Consider the following 15,814-nt stretch of genomic DNA (forward strand, 5'->3'; position numbering starts at 1 on the left):
TTATGTATGTTAATTCATGCATAAGTCTCTTTTTTTATTATTAACTCATGGACTAATTCAAGGAGGAATCGGATATGTCAGAAGAAAAAAAGAAACAACTAAATCAACCCTTTTACACAGAAGAAATCGATGCCGTTTTGGAAAAAATGGAGACGACAACAGAAGGGCTATCGACAAACGAAGTAAACAAGCGTCTAGATGATTATGGACATAATCAATTAGATGAAGGAAAGAAAAAAAGTTGGTTAAGTAAATTTGGTGACCAATTTAAAGATTTCATGATTATTGTGTTACTTGTTGCAGCTGTGTTGTCATTTATTATGGGTGACCAAGTAGAAGCTATTATGATTATTGTTGTTGTGATGATTATGGCTGTGTTTGGAGTTATTCAAGAAGCTAAAGCTGAAGAAGCCATAGAAGCATTAAAAGACATGTCAACGCCAAATGCGAATGTTAGACGGGACAATACAACTAAAGTTATTAAAAGTAACGAGTTAGTGCCTGGTGATATTGTGTTACTTGAAGCAGGAGATGTGATTCCAGCTGATATGCGGTTAATCGAAGCCGCTTCTTTAAAAATAGAAGAAGCAGCACTTACTGGTGAATCGGTACCAGTGGAAAAAAATATTGCTGTACTAGATCAAGAAGATATTGGTATTGGCGACAGAATTAATATGGCTTACATGAACAGCAATGTGACGTATGGCCGTGGATTAGGTGTCATAACTGGTACTGGAATGAATACTGAAGTGGGTAAAATTGCCAATATGTTAGCTCAAGCTGATGAGACAAATACACCACTAAAAGAAAATCTAAACAAACTAGGTAAAGTATTATCGATTGTTATTATTGGAATCTGTGTGATTATGTTTGCTGTTGGAATGTTACGTGGCGGACATGATTGGATTGATATGTTATTAACATCAGTTTCTCTGGCAGTTGCTGCAATTCCAGAAGGCTTACCTGCAATTGTGACAATTATTTTAGCTTTAGGTACGCAAAAAATGGCTAAAAGAAATGCATTAGTCCGTAAGTTACCTGCTGTTGAAACGCTTGGTAGTACAGATATTATTTGTTCAGATAAAACTGGAACGCTAACACTAAATCAAATGACTGTTGAAGAAGTGTTCTCAAATAATGAAACAATTGAAGCAAATGAAGAAATCCCATTAGATAACCAAACCTTAAAAATCATGACATTTTGTAATGACACAAAAATTTCTGATGACAATACATTGATTGGTGACCCAACAGAAACGGCTCTTGTTAAATTTGGTATGGACCACGGATTTGATGTGGTTGATGAATTAAGAAACGCACCTCGTGTGGCTGAAATTCCTTTTGATTCAGACCGTAAATTAATGACAACCGTTCATCAATTAGCAGATGGTAAGTTTTTAATCGCTGTTAAAGGCGCTCCAGATGAGTTATTAAAACGTTGTTCATTCTTTGATGTTCATGGTGACATTAAATCAATGACTAAAGAACAACAAGAATTAATTTTAACTAATAATACAAACATGGCGAAACAAGCATTGCGTGTGTTAGCAATGGCTTATCAAATCTCTGAATCAATTCCAGAAGATATGGCGTCAGAATCAGTTGAACGCGAATTAATCTTCTCTGGTTTAATCGGGATGATTGACCCTGAAAGAAAAGAAGCCGCAGATGCTGTTAAAGTAGCAAAAGAAGCTGGTATTCGTCCGGTTATGATTACAGGAGATCACAGAGATACAGCAGAAGCAATTGCTGTACGTTTAGGTATCATTAGTGAAGGGCAACATGAAGCCGTTATTACTGGTGGTGAGCTAAATGAGATGAGTGATGACGAGTTAGCTAAAAGAATCGAACAATACTCAGTGTATGCTCGTGTGTCACCAGAACATAAAGTAAGAATTGTTAAAGCATGGCAAAAAGATGGAAAAGTTGTTGCGATGACCGGAGATGGTGTGAATGATGCGCCTGCACTTAAGACTGCTGATATTGGTATTGGTATGGGGATTACAGGAACGGAAGTATCAAAAGGTGCCAGTGATATGGTCTTAGCAGATGATAACTTCTCAACAATCGTTATTGCTGTTGAAGAAGGTCGTAAAGTATTCTCAAATATTCAAAAAACAGTTCAATACTTACTTGCAGCCAATTTAGGTGAAGTCTTAACATTATTTATTGCGACTATGGTAGGTTGGGACACACTACTTCCAGTCCATTTGTTATGGATTAACGTAGTAACTGATACATTCCCAGCGATTGCTTTAGGACTTGAACCAGTTGAGCAAGGTATTATGAAATTAAAACCTCGTGGTAGAAGCTCTGATTTATTCTCTGGTGGTGTGTTAAGTAGTATTGTGTATCAAGGTATTCTTGAGGCGGGTATTACATTAGGCGTGTATATGTTTGCAATCACTTATCCTGTTCATTCAGGTTATGAAGCAATTCATGCAGATGCGTTAACTATGTCTTATGCGACATTAGGTTTAATTCAATTGTTCCATGCCTTTAATGTGAAGTCTGTTCGTGAGTCAATCTTTAAAGTGGGCTTATTCAAAAATAAAACCTTTAACTATGCTGTTTTATTATCATTTGTCCTACTAGCAGTAACGATTGTTATTCCAGGATTTAACGATATCTTTAAAGTGGCTCATTTAGATGCTTACCAATGGGGAATTGTCTTTGGTGCATCCATTGCGATTATTCCAATTGTTGAAATCGTGAAATGGGTTCAACGTAAAACTGTTTATAAATAACAAAAAATAGTAACGTTTCTCTTTTTGAGACGTTACTATTTTTTTGTTTAAAACATTGATATAATAAGGTTGCAACTAAAGAGTTCGTTACTTTTTTTACTAAAAATGTTAAATTATGGGTAACAAAGGAGCTGATTACCATGATTATTTCAAGCAATATAAAAAAATACAGAGAACAGAATAACATCAGTCAAGAAGACTTGGCTAATTGAATGAATATTTCAAGACAATCTATTTCGAAATGGGAGAGAGGAGATGCTTTACCGAGTGTTGAAAATCTTATCTCATTAAGTGAACTTCTTAATCTATCGTTAGACGAATTAATATTAAACCAAAAGGAAATACCTCTACCGTTTAATTTTGGTGCATTTAAATCAAGAAAAGTTTTTTGGGCATGGATGCTTTTACCATTAGCTATAATTATTAGCGGGCTATATTCTTTCCTTCAATCAGGAGATGGGATTTGGACATTTGTAAGTGGTGTTCTTATAGCAGAGCTTATTCAAACAACTGGAATGGTTGATTTAAGACGTTACTATACTTATTTTACAGTGACAAAGACGGGGATAGACTATTTTAGCCCTCGCTTTTATTGCCCTAAGATTATTCGAGAAATATTAAGCATGTATGGAAAACGGAGTTCAGCATTTATAAACTATTATGAAGTGAATAAAATGTCGATTTATTTTAACAATAAAGGATATCAAGGGGAAGGAACAACTGTTGCTTATCGTCCTCGCCAAGTTTTTTATAACCGAGAACAATTTTTATTGATTTTAGAGGTAGCAAATGGCGAAAAAATTGAATTAAATCTTGATCGTGCTTATTTTAGTGACTCTCAAGAAAGAAAATATTTTTGTGGTTTATTTGATTTCTTTGAATCTCGAGGAGTGGAAGTAGAAGATCCGTATCATATTTTAAAAAGTATTAAAAATGAATATTCTATCATTGAAGAAGCCTACAAATTAAAAGAAAAAGCGACAGTTAATTAATTTATTTTTTATTTAAGAAAACTAATTAAAGTAATCACAATGAAAATTGGTATATTTTCTTCAAAGAAAGCTTTTACTTTTTCCTAAAACAAGTTAAAATGTAAAGGAAAGTAATTTAGAAAAGAGGGATTAAGTTTGAAGAAACCAAATTTAGGTTATTACATTCAAAAAATAAATGACATCGTAACCGCATCAGAAGAAGTTGGAGAAGAAATGAACCCATCTTACGAAGTTGTTAGAGAAGCAATCGATGCTAATAAGGTGGCTGACTTAACAGAGGAACAACTAAAAAGTACCCATGAGTTGTTTACAAATGGTACAACGAAATACAGAGAAATGTTAGGTGAAATTAAAGGCTTAAACGCACCTATTAAAGTTATGGGAATCCATAAAAAATTAGAAAAAGCATTTGAATCATATGTAGAAGGCTGTCAAGAAATGATTGACTCAATCAATTTAGAAGCAGTTTCAGTGGATGCAGATAAATTTAACGCATCAGAAGTAAAACAAGATGAAGCAACAGATAATATTTCATTTTGTATTCAACGTGTGACACAATTAGTCATGGGAAGATAAATAAAAAAATTCAATCAAGAAAGGAGCAAATCGGTTAAAACGATTTGCTCCTTTTTATCTTAAAAAAATCAGTAAAATGCTGAAAAATCCATTGTAAAACAAATAATAGCAATAATGATAAAGGTGAAAGCCATCACCAGACTTGTAACAAAACTTCCTAATATAAATGAAGAAGTGTCTTTATCACCATGCTCTTTTACTTGAGTGTATGAGCGTTTAGTAACCCAAAATTGCCACGTCCCAAGAAGTAGAAAAAGACTACCTAACAAATATCTCATGGGAATCACCCCTTTTACAAATAGTGTACGCTCAAAAGTAGTTAACCACAAGAAATGTTGAAAGATATTACAAGATGAAAATGAATAATTTGAATGAAAAAAATGGAAATGGTAGCTTTTTTACCGTTTTAGCTCAATTATTGTCTTTTTTGTTAATTTTATCCTAATTCGGTCTTAAGTATGTGTTTTCTTTTACCTAATAATGGTAATCTTAAGTCATCATCAAATAAATGAGGGAAAACTATGGAAATAAATTGGGGCGTTCCATCTGATTTTAACGACGTGAATCAGATTTTGATAGAAACGGCAACACGTTTAAATAAAAAAGGGTCCAGTCAATGGTCTCACATCTTGATTGGTGAAGAAAAAGAGGATTTAGCTCGTCATTTAGCCGATAAAGAAGTGGTTGTTTTAACAATGGAGAAAGAGATAATTGCCTTAGCTTATTTGTATCAAAAACCAAATACATGGGATTTTGGGTTATGGCAATTACCTTTTAATGAAAATATATACTATTTACATAAAGTAGCTATTAAGGATGCTTTTGTTGGGAAAAATTACGGAAAACAGTTTTTACAGGAAATTATTAAATGGGTAAAACTAAGTGGTGGAACGAGAATTTGTTTGGATTGCCAAGCAAGTGTTCCTTACTTGAATCAATTTTACGCAGAGTCTGGTTTTACATTTAAAGGCAAATGTGAGAAGGGTCATTTTCCTGAACTAACTGCTGATTTTAACTTGTATGATTATGAGATCACCCAATAAGAAATAAGTTGAGGTAAATGTATGGAAACTAAAAGTAAATATCCTGGATTATCAAATTCAGAAGTGGCTAATCGAAAAGTTAGAGGAGAAGTTAATTTTTCAGCTCCAACGACAACGAGAAATTTTAGACAAATTTTTGCAGAAAATAGTTTAACGCTATTTAATTTTATTAATTTAATTATTGCAGGTTTTATCATTTACACGGGAAGTTACAAAAATCTCCTTTTTCTAGGAGTAATTGTGTCCAATACCTTTATTGGCGTATATCAAGAAATTAAAGCCAAAAAAAATATTGATGCGTTAACTATATTAAATCAAGCCAAAGCCATCGTTATTAGAAACTATGAAAAAATGGAAGTGCCACAAGATGAAGTGGTTAAAGATGATTTGCTTGTAGTCAGACGAGGTCAACAAATTATTGTAGATGGCGTTATTGTAGAAACAGAAGGAATTGAGTGTGATGAGTCACAATTAACAGGCGAATCAGATCCAGTTGAAAAACAAGTAGGTTCAGAAGTCTTCTCGGGAAGTTTTGTAGTTAGTGGAAATGCCATAATGCAAGCCACTCGTGTTGGTAGTGAGAGTTATACGTACAAACTGACAATGGAAGCAAAAGAAACAAAAGGTATTTATAGCGAGTTAATCATTATGATGAAAAAATTGATTCGAATTTTAACTTTTGTCATTATACCTGTTGGTGCACTTTTAATGGTCACAAGTATTGCTAGTGGTACTCATTTAGATAAAGCTATTTTAGGTAGTACAGCAGCGATGATTGGGATGATTCCTGAAGGTCTAGTACTATTAACCTCAGTGGCTTTAGCTGTGGGCGTGGTTAAATTAAGTAAGAAAAATGTTCTAGTACAAACTATGGGTTCAATCGAAACATTAGCAAGAGTCGACGTGCTTTGTTTAGATAAAACTGGGACTTTAACCAGTGGGAAATTAAAAGTAGTTGAAAGAGAAATTTTTCCAACGTGTGAGCTTAAAGAGGTAAGTTTTGATGACCTTGTTTCTAGTATGATTTCAGGATTAGATGAAGACAATGCGACAGGGCAAGCTTTAATGACTCACTTTAATCAACCTGAAATTCGGTTAAAACAAACCAAACAAGTTCCATTTTCTTCCGCTAGAAAATGGAGTGCTATTTCATTTGAAAACATGGGAAGCTTTTACATGGGAGCACCGGAGTATTTGTTTGACTCTTTTGAAGAAGCACAGGTATTAAAAATGCAAGAAGCGATGACTCATGGACTAAGAATTATAGCCGTAGCAAAAAGTAATAATGAGATTGAAGGAAATTCACTACCTGATGATTTAACTTTACTTGGTTTTATCTATTTGGAAGATGAAATTAGAGCAGAAGCACCTCAGACTTTAAAATACTTTAAAGACCAAGAAGTTGATGTTTGTATCATCTCTGGAGACCATCCAGAAACAGTCTCGCAAATTGCTAAAAGAGCTGGTGTGTCTAATCCAGATAAAAAAATCGATATGAGCCAAGTTGCAGATGAGGACATCCCAGAATTAATAAAGGAATACCGTATTTTTGGCCGAGTATCGCCTGAGCAGAAACGTTTATTAGTAGATGCATTACAAAAGGATGAGCATGTCGTTGGGATGACTGGAGATGGTGTGAACGATATTTTGGCATTAAAAAAGGCAGATTGTAGTATTGTCATGTCAAACGGAAGTGATGCAGCTAAGGGAATTGCGGATTTTGTTTTACTTGATTCTAATTTCGATTCGATGGTAGGTGTTGTTTTAGAAGGTCGAAAAGTGATTAATAACATTCAACGTGTGGCATCATTGTATCTAACAAAAACTGTTTATTCCATGATACTTGCTGCGTTATTTATCTTTTTATCATCACCCTATCCTTTTCAGCCTATTCAGTTGAGTCCAATCAGTTCTTTAACAGTTGGGATTCCGTCATTCTTTTTAGCTTTACGTCCAAACACTGCACCAATCAAAGGTAGATTTTTAAAGAATGTGTTTGAACCAGCTCTAGCAAGTGGAGTGAGTGTGGTCTTGTTTACAATTTCTGTGGAAATTATTGGTAACATGCTCAATTGGAGTTACGATGAAAAATCAACGGTAACAGTTTGGTTAACAGGGCTAATTTGTTTTGTAGCGCTACATTTTATTGCAAAACCAATAACGTGGAAAATCAGAGCGCTCATTATTACTCTAGTATCACTTTTCTTATTAATCTTTATTTTCTTTGGTAATATCTTCTCCTTAGTCAACATACTAGATATTCATTTAATGCTTGTCTATGTTCCAATGATGGTTCTGGCTCCATTTGTTTTTTATGGACTGAAAAAAGTTTTCCATCATTTACTGAATTTAGATTTAAAAAAATAAAAAATATCCTATAAGAAACGATAGTAAGTTATCTTTCTTATAGGATATTTATTTAGTTTTTTTCTATAGCAACAGACATATCTTCAGCAGTAACTGTAACAAAAAAGACGTCAGGGTCTTCTATTAATAAGAGCGATTTTAATTGTGTGTAATCTGGTTTATTGATGCTAACTAGAATCATTTTAGTCTCTTTTTCCTCAATCGGTACAAACAAAAAGTCACAGACTAGTTTTGTAGTTAGGGTTTCTTGAATTTCCTGATATTTAGTTGAAACAATAAGAATGTTCTTTTTAGTTAATGGTTTTGTTTGAATCATATCTACGACTTTACTTGTAAGAAACAAAGCAATAAGAGCGTATAAAACTTGTTCTATACCAAAAATAAATAAGGCACTTAAAATAATAACGCCATCACAAATACCAATCAGAATACCAAGAGTTAAAGGAACAAATTTTTGAATAATTTTTGCCATCAAGGTCGTTCCACCGGTTGAGCCGTTACCTAAAAAAACTAACCCTATACCAACACCAGCACATATCCCACCAAAAATAGCAGCTAGTAAAGGGTTGTTAGTTACTTGTGGTAAACCATTAAGTAGAGAAACAAATAGTGGTAACAATAGACTACCTAAAATACTTTTAATAAAGACTTCTTTTCCTAACGTTACTAGACACAGCGCAAGTAATACAAGGTTAACCAGAAAAATAATAATACCTGGTTGCCAATTAAATAATTCAAATAAAATAATGGTGACACCGTTAATTCCACCTGAAACAATACGATTTGGGAATAAGAGGGTGTTAAAACCAAGAGCAATGAAAAAAGCTCCTAGGATAATTAAAAGAATGTCCACAACTTTTTTACCTAAAACGTTGTTTAACTTTTGAATAAACATATTTATCTCCTCCTTTTATTCATGTTAATTGATTTAAGTGCTATTCGCAATAACTGTTAGAAAAATTCAAGGTTTGACGTAGATTTTAATGTATGTTATATTTCTTTTAACAATATTAAGGGTGAGTAATAATGGTCTTGATTAGACGAATTTGCTCTGGACATGTGAAATAGATGAAGCATACGTTCAGAGCTTAAAGAAAATTTCTTCATCACTATTTAGAATAAGTAGATTGAAATAGACTAAATGATTAGTCTTATTTTGTGATGCTTCTATTCTAGTAGTGATTGTAGAGAGGGCGATTGAAGGAAATGTTTCAGTCGTCTTCTCTATTTTTGTCTAGGATAGAAGTGGAGAGGTCAGCCAGACAAGCGGTTGATCTCTTTTGATTTATAGAAAGAAGGATAAAAAAATGAGTATATTAACAATTACAGATTTAAATTATGAATTACCAGATAAAGTATTATATAAGGACAGTTCACTAAGACTAAATAAAGGAGAACACCTTGGTTTAACAGGAAAAAATGGTGCAGGAAAATCTACCCTACTTAAAATGATTCAAGGAGAAGTTTTACCAGACGAAGGTCAAATTGTGTGGCAAAATAACTTACGAATTTCATATTTAGAGCAGCAACTAACATATGATGAAGGAGACACTATCTTTGATTACTTAAAAAGAGCATTCAGTTATCTTTATGAAATCAATGATAAAATTCAAGAATTGTATATGACATATGCTGAAACCTATGATGATTCGCTACTTGAGGAGATTGGACAGTACCAAGAGACATTAGAAAATAATGACTTTTATAATATCGAAACAGAAATTGAGAGAGTCGCAACAGGACTTGGTATTAAAGCGTTAGGATTGGACCGTGAAGTTGAAGCACTAAGTGGAGGTCAACGCTCGAAAGTTTCTTTAGCAAAACTGTTACTTGAAAAAGCGGATGTCTTTTTACTAGATGAGCCGACTAACTACTTAGATACAGAACATATCGAGTGGTTGTCAGATTATTTAAATCAATTAGAAGACAGCTATATTGTGATTTCTCATGATCGTGACTTTTTAAATCGAGTAACTAATTGTATTTGTGATATTGAATTTCAAGTATTAACCAAATACACTGGTAACTTTGAAGCAGCGATGAAACAAAAAGAGGCGCAACAAGAACATTTGAGTCGCGAGTATGAAAAACAACAAAAAGAAATTGATAAATTAGAAAACTATATTCGTAAGTATAAGGCTGGAAGTCGTTCAACTATGGCTAAAAGTCGTGAGAAACAATTAAATAGAATGGATCGTTTAACGCCACCTGTCTCACCTAAACCAGGTCACTTTCATTTTCCGTATATTGCTTCTCATGGAAATTTAGTAGTTGAAACAAAACGTTTAGAAATTGGGTACAGCAAGAAACCTTTATTGCCACCAATTAATTTATTAGTTCAAAATGGCGAAAAAATTGCAATTAATGGATTTAATGGGATTGGGAAATCAACTTTACTAAAAACATTGATTCATGAAATACCAGCAATTAATGGAGATATCGAGTTATCAAGAGAAGCTAAAATTAGTTACTTCTCTCAAGATTTACATTGGTCAAATCCACATCAATCAGCCTTTGAATGGATTAAAGAACTGTATCCAAAACTTAATAACAAAGAAGTTCGCCGTTACTTATCAAGAAGCGGAATTGTGGATGATAATGTGACAAAAGGCTTAGATCAACTAAGTGGTGGAGAACAAACCAAAGTTAAACTATGTGGTTTGACATTAAAGAAAAGCAATTTCTTAATTTTAGATGAACCAACAAACCATTTAGATCAAGGAACAAAAGATGGTCTAAAAAGAGCATTGAAAGATTATGAAGGAACACTAATCGTTGTGTCCCATGAACCTGATTTTTACGATGGGTTAGTTGAAAAAGTATTTGATGTAGAAAGTAATACAATGAGACATGTGTAATTTAGGAAAAGTTTGGTTTGATGCCAAACTTTTTTTATTTGTAATGCATTTTTTATTGAAGGAAGAACCTCTTTAAGGTAATCTTAAGGTAGTGTGTTTATAAAACTAACCATTACTTTAATGAAAGAATAGAGAGAACAATAAAGATGATAAATCATTTAATATCTATAAGTGTTACGCCACTTGCCTTAAGTTCTGTAATAATAACAAGACCAGATATTACAGGTCTTATTAAGCCAATGCATCTCTTACTTGTCATTGCAATCATTCAGTACGTTGTTGGATTGATTGCATTTAAAGTGTATCTGAATAAGGAAAGTAGGAAAAAGAAAAAAATAATTCCAATCCTTTCCATGATTTCTGGTATTATTGCAGAAACAGTTTTCTTTTTATCAGGGGCAACGAATGTCACTTTGCTTTTTATTTTAGCGACAATGAAAGGGTCTGCCAAACCAACGGATTACCTGATTTTTATTGGCTTAATATATTTCTTTTCAGCACTAGCTTCTCTTGGGGTGTTAAGTCTGATGAAGACAGGCTTTCTTAAAAAAAGAGGAAAGAAGAAAAAACGACAATCCGTTACATTTAATAATTATATAGTTAGTGTAAGTCTTGTTTCAGGTATAACTTATTTACTAGTGTACTTACTATTTCCAACATCCTTTTCAATATTAGCTATTTCTTATATTCTTAGTTTTTTTGTTGTAACCTTTGTTGGACTAATGCTTCAAAAAGTAAAATATACGAAAAATAAAAAACAAAAGAAACGTCATAAATCTAAAAGCAAAAAAAGAAACAATCAAAAGAAAAGCTTGAATAAGAAAAAACATCATAAAAAACAGTCAAGTAGAAAGAAAAAATAGTATTGGTATAGATAGTTTTGCTATAATAATGAGTCTTATAATTATTTTAATCAATTTCTTATTCATTTATTTATTCAAACATAAATCCATATAAATCAAGGAGTCACTTCATTAATAAAATAATGAGGTGATTTTTTTATAGTGCCTATTTTATTTTATATAGTATGTTCTATTGAAATTATATAATGCGTATTATATAATGCGTATATCATTAAATAATACATCTGGAGGATGACTCATGACAAAACGTGTATATAGTTTCAAAGAAGGAAATGCGGAAATGAAAGGGCTTTTAGGAGGAAAAGGCGCTAACTTAGCAGAAATGACAAGATTAGGCTTACCAGTTCCTAATGGATTTACTATTTCAACTGAAGCGTGTATGGATTACTTAAACAACGGCCAAAAATTTACAGAGGACTTAAAAGAGGAGATTGAATCCTATTTAGGACAACTTGAAAAAGAATCAGGTAAAGCTTTTAATGATAAAGAGAACATGATGCTTGTTTCGGTTCGTAGTGGTTCTAAATTTTCAATGCCTGGAATGATGGATACAGTTCTTAATTTAGGATTAAATGATGAAAATGTTGAGCATTTAGCTGCTGTCACAAATGACGAAGCATTTGCTTATGATTGTTATCGTCGTTTATTACAAATGTTTGGCGATGTGGTTTATGGGATTGATACGTCACATTTCGAAAACTTTTTAGAATTCTATAAACGTAAAAATCGAGTTCAATTAGATTCAGATTTAACAGCCGTTCAATTAAAAGAAATTGTTCATGAATACAAACGAATCTATTTAGAAATTAAAAAACAAGAATTTCCACAAGAACCTAGAGAGCAATTATTTGCTGCAGTAACAGCAGTTTTTAATTCATGGAATAATGAAAGAGCGAAAGTGTACCGCAAACTTCATAATATTGCAGATGATTTAGGAACAGCCGTTAATATCCAATTGATGGTATTTGGGAATAGCGGAGAGAATAGTGGAACAGGTGTAGCGTTTACTAGAAACCCAGCAACTGGCGAAAATAAATTGTTTGGTGAGTATTTAATTAACGCCCAAGGAGAAGACGTTGTGGCGGGAATTAGAACTCCTAATCCAATTTCTGAATTACAAGACTCAATGCCTGAAATTTATCAAGAGTTTCTAGCAATGGGGGAACGATTAGAAAAACATTATGGTGACATGCAAGACATCGAATTTACGATTGAGAACAAAAAATTGTATCTATTACAAACAAGAAACGGAAAAAGAACGGCTCATGCAGCTTTTAAAATTGCTGTTGATTTAGTTGATGAAGGATTAAAAACAAAAGAAGGTGCGATTCTTAGTTTAGATCCTCAATCAGTAAATCAGCTATTACATCCAATTTTTGTTGAAGAAGCGCTAAAAAATGCTGAATTAATTTCTAAAGTTGGTTTACCAGCAAGTCCTGGTTCTGCAACAGGTCGCATTTGCTTTGATGCAAATACAGCAAAAGAATGGACAGATCGTGGTGAAAAAGTTGTTCTAGTTCGTCAAGAAACATCTCCAGAAGATATAGGTGGTATGGTTGTCAGTGAAGCTATTGTAACAAGTCGTGGAGGCATGACTTCTCATGCCGCAGTAGTGGCTCGTGGTATGGGAACTTGTTGTGTGGCTGGTTGTAGTGAGCTTGAAATTGATGAGTTCTTAAAAACCATTAAATACCCAAATGGTGAATTAACAGAAGGTGACGTTATCTCAGTTGATGGCTCAAATGGTGATTTATACGTTGGTGAAGTTGAATTAACGTTATCAGAAAAAAATGAATACTTTGAAACCATTATGGCTTGGTCAAAAGAACTATCTCGCTTAGATGTGCGAATGAATGCTGAAACAACATCTGATATCAAAACAGGAATCGCATTTGATGCGAGTGGTATCGGATTAGCAAGAACAGAGCATATGTTTTTCGCACCGGAAAGATTAATTGAGATGCGTCGCTTTATTATTTCAGAAAAAGCTGAAGAAAGAAGAGCAGCTTTGGATACGATCTTAAATTATCAAATTGATGATTTTAAAGGTATTTTTAAAGCAAATAATGGTCATTCAACAGTGATTCGCTTACTTGATCCGCCATTACATGAATTTGTTCCAAATAAAACACAAGATATTGAACGAGTGGCTAAGGAAATGAATATTTCATATAATTTCTTACAACATAGAATCAATGAACTACATGAAATTAACCCAATGTTAGGCCATCGTGGCTGTCGTTTAGCAATTACTTATCCTGAACTTTATTTAATGCAAGCAGAAGCGATTATTAGAAGTACAATAGAACTAAAAAAAGAGCAAGGGTTAGACGTGGCACCAGAAATTATGATACCATTAGTCGGTATGGAAGGTGAACTGAGTCTATTAAAAGAAAAAGTCGAAGCTCATATTCAAACAGTGATGAAGAGTGAAGAGACATCTGTTTCTTATACTTTAGGAACAATGATTGAGTTACCAAGAGCCTGTCTGATTGCAGATGAGTTAGCAAAAGATGCCGATTTCTTTAGTTTTGGTACAAATGACTTAACACAAATGACCTTTGGCTTTTCAAGAGATGACGCAGCTAAATACATTAATCAATACGTAGCAGATGGTATCTTACCAATTGATCCCTTCCAAACAATTGATATGGATGGGGTTGGGGAGTTAATCCGTATGGCAGTTGAGAAGACAAGACAAATTAAACCAACAATGAAAATTGGTGTATGTGGAGAGCTTGGAGGCGATCCTACATCTATTGAATTCTTTGATCAACTTGGTTTAGATTATGTATCATGTTCACCTTACCGAGTGCCAGTTGCTCATTTAGCAGCGGCTCAAAGTGCGATTAAATTGAAAAAATAAGTAAAAAAAGAGGCGAAAAGATGGAATTAAGCGAGCGTCAAAAAGCGATTATTGACATAGTGAAGGCAAACGAACCAATTAGTGGGGATAAAATTGCTGAATCTCTAGGTTTAACCAAACCTACTTTACGAAGTGATTTGGCGGTCCTGACAATGACTGGTGTTTTAGATGCAAGACCAAAAGTGGGTTATATTTATTCAGGATTAAGTTTTGAACCCTTACTTCATGAGCAATTGTTTGAAACTAAAGTTGAAGAGTTAATGACATCTAGTATTATTGTTTTTCCTAATACCACAGTAAGAGATGCGACAACCTCTTTATTCATGTACGACAGTGGTTCACTTTATGTAACAGATGAAAAAACAGGTGATTTAATTGGTCTTGTTTCTCGAAAAGATTTACTGAGAAGTTTGCTAAATAATCAGGATACAGATTTATCCGTTGCGATTATTATGACAAGAATGCCGAATATTATTGTTAGTCATCCTGAAATGAGTGTCTTAGAAGCAGGTAGTTTATTGACCAAACATGAAGTGGATTCTTTACCAGTAGTTGAAAATGAGCACTCAAAACATGTTATTGGAAAAATATCAAAAACAAGAATCATGGAACATTTTATTAAGATGGGGAGCGAAAGAAATTAATGGATAAATTAAGAGAAAGACACTATAGACAAGTAAGAATGTTTGTCGTATCAGATTCCATAGGAGAGACGGCGCAGCGTGTAATCAATGCTGTATTAGCACAATTTCCTGATTTGTCTAATTACGAAATAAAGAAATTTCCTTTTGTTGATTCAAAGGAAGTATTAATGAATATTCTCGCAGATGCGTTGAAAGAAAAGGCAGTTGTTGTGACAACCTTAGTAAGCGAAGAGCTCAACCAATTATGTGTTGATTTTTCAAGAAGAACAGGTTTAGAACATGTGGATTACATGTCACCGCTTGTTAATATTATCTCTGAGAGAACTCAAATGACACCAACTCATAAAAGTGGTACGTTATATCAATTAGACGAAGAATATTTTAACCGCGTGGAAGCGATTGAATTTTCTGTTCGTTACGATGATGGAAAGGATCCAAAAGGTTTTGTTAAATCAGATATTGTGATTTTAGGTATTTCTAGAACATCAAAAACACCACTAAGTATGTATTTAGCAAATCGTTCGTTTAAAGTTTCTAATCTCCCATTAATCCCTGAAGTGCCAATACCTAAGGAGTTATTCCAAGTTGAGCCTAAACGGATTATCGGATTAACTGCTGATCCTGAGTATATCAGAAAAGTTCGTCAATCAAGACTTGTGTCATTAGGATTAACAGGAAGTTCTTCTTATGTTTCAATGGAGCGTATCAAAGAAGAACTAAAATTCTCTCATGATTTGTATCAAAAATTAGGAGCAACACTTATTAATGTGGAAAATAAATCCATTGAAGAATCAGCTCAATTAATTGAAGAGCATAGTAAACAATAATACAAAAAAGTAGTTGAAACGTTGCGTTTCA

12 protein-coding genes are annotated in these 15,814 nt (G+C 33.4%); 10 read left to right on the plus strand and 2 right to left on the minus strand.

Annotation, left to right across the window (positions count from 1 at the left end; genetic code table 11):
* The first annotated feature begins 74 nt into the window (after positions 1–74).
* The 3 genes from RR554_RS03810 to RR554_RS03820 all read left to right on the plus strand — a co-directional run bounded on the left by RR554_RS03810 (position 75) and on the right by RR554_RS03820 (position 4,315).
* Entirely contained in the window at positions 75–2,747 is a 2,673-nt protein-coding gene (locus RR554_RS03810; RefSeq protein ID WP_332467449.1) for a cation-translocating P-type ATPase, read from the plus strand.
* 212 nt (positions 2,748–2,959) lie between these two features.
* The gene (locus tag RR554_RS03815; RefSeq protein ID WP_332467450.1) at positions 2,960–3,739 is read left to right on the plus strand and encodes a helix-turn-helix transcriptional regulator; all 780 of its coding nucleotides are present in this window, start codon (positions 2,960–2,962) and stop codon (positions 3,737–3,739) included.
* A gap of 135 nt (positions 3,740–3,874) precedes the next feature.
* Positions 3,875–4,315 carry a hypothetical protein gene (locus tag RR554_RS03820; RefSeq protein WP_332467451.1) on the plus strand — a complete coding sequence of 147 codons (441 nt, stop codon included), beginning with the start codon at positions 3,875–3,877 and terminating at the stop codon, positions 4,313–4,315.
* Positions 4,316–4,383: 68 nt separating this feature from the next.
* Here the strand turns inward: RR554_RS03820 and RR554_RS03825 are convergent, their stop codons facing one another.
* A complete protein-coding gene (locus tag RR554_RS03825) occupies positions 4,384–4,593 on the minus strand; it encodes a hypothetical protein (protein ID WP_332462421.1) in 210 nt (69 codons plus the stop codon).
* 243 nt (positions 4,594–4,836) lie between these two features.
* Between RR554_RS03825 and RR554_RS03830 the strand changes: the two genes are divergently transcribed.
* Together RR554_RS03830 and RR554_RS03835 are read left to right on the plus strand one after the other, a co-directional pair.
* Positions 4,837–5,358, plus strand: coding sequence for a GNAT family N-acetyltransferase (locus tag RR554_RS03830; RefSeq protein ID WP_332462420.1), 522 nt, complete (start codon positions 4,837–4,839; stop codon positions 5,356–5,358).
* A 21-nt stretch (positions 5,359–5,379) separates the two neighbouring features.
* Positions 5,380–7,725, plus strand: coding sequence for an HAD-IC family P-type ATPase (locus RR554_RS03835; protein ID WP_332462419.1), 2,346 nt, complete (start codon positions 5,380–5,382; stop codon positions 7,723–7,725).
* Positions 7,726–7,777: 52 nt separating this feature from the next.
* Here the strand turns inward: RR554_RS03835 and RR554_RS03840 are convergent, their stop codons facing one another.
* Entirely contained in the window at positions 7,778–8,620 is an 843-nt protein-coding gene (locus tag RR554_RS03840; protein ID WP_332467452.1) for a YitT family protein, read from the minus strand.
* A gap of 412 nt (positions 8,621–9,032) precedes the next feature.
* On the opposite strand from RR554_RS03840, the gene RR554_RS03845 reads away from it, so the two are divergent.
* The 5 genes from RR554_RS03845 to RR554_RS03865 all read left to right on the plus strand — a co-directional run bounded on the left by RR554_RS03845 (position 9,033) and on the right by RR554_RS03865 (position 15,783).
* On the plus strand, positions 9,033–10,583 hold the full coding sequence (locus tag RR554_RS03845; protein ID WP_332462417.1) for an ABC-F family ATP-binding cassette domain-containing protein: 1,551 nt from the start codon (positions 9,033–9,035) through the stop codon (positions 10,581–10,583).
* A 146-nt stretch (positions 10,584–10,729) separates the two neighbouring features.
* On the plus strand, positions 10,730–11,446 hold the full coding sequence (locus RR554_RS03850; protein WP_332467453.1) for a hypothetical protein: 717 nt from the start codon (positions 10,730–10,732) through the stop codon (positions 11,444–11,446).
* Positions 11,447–11,684: 238 nt separating this feature from the next.
* Positions 11,685–14,312, plus strand: a complete 2,628-nt coding sequence (ppdK, locus tag RR554_RS03855; protein WP_332467454.1) for a pyruvate, phosphate dikinase — start codon at positions 11,685–11,687, stop codon at positions 14,310–14,312.
* A 20-nt stretch (positions 14,313–14,332) separates the two neighbouring features.
* Complete coding sequence (locus RR554_RS03860) at positions 14,333–14,956, plus strand: helix-turn-helix transcriptional regulator (protein ID WP_332462414.1); 624 nt, start codon at positions 14,333–14,335, stop codon at positions 14,954–14,956.
* On the plus strand, positions 14,956–15,783 hold the full coding sequence (locus tag RR554_RS03865; protein ID WP_332462413.1) for a pyruvate, water dikinase regulatory protein: 828 nt from the start codon (positions 14,956–14,958) through the stop codon (positions 15,781–15,783). The genes RR554_RS03860 and RR554_RS03865 overlap by 1 nt, the downstream gene beginning before the upstream one ends.
* Positions 15,784–15,814: the final 31 nt, after the last annotated feature.

Source organism: Vagococcus sp. (genome assembly GCF_036639995.1).
Taxonomy (GTDB): domain Bacteria; phylum Bacillota; class Bacilli; order Lactobacillales; family Vagococcaceae; genus Vagococcus.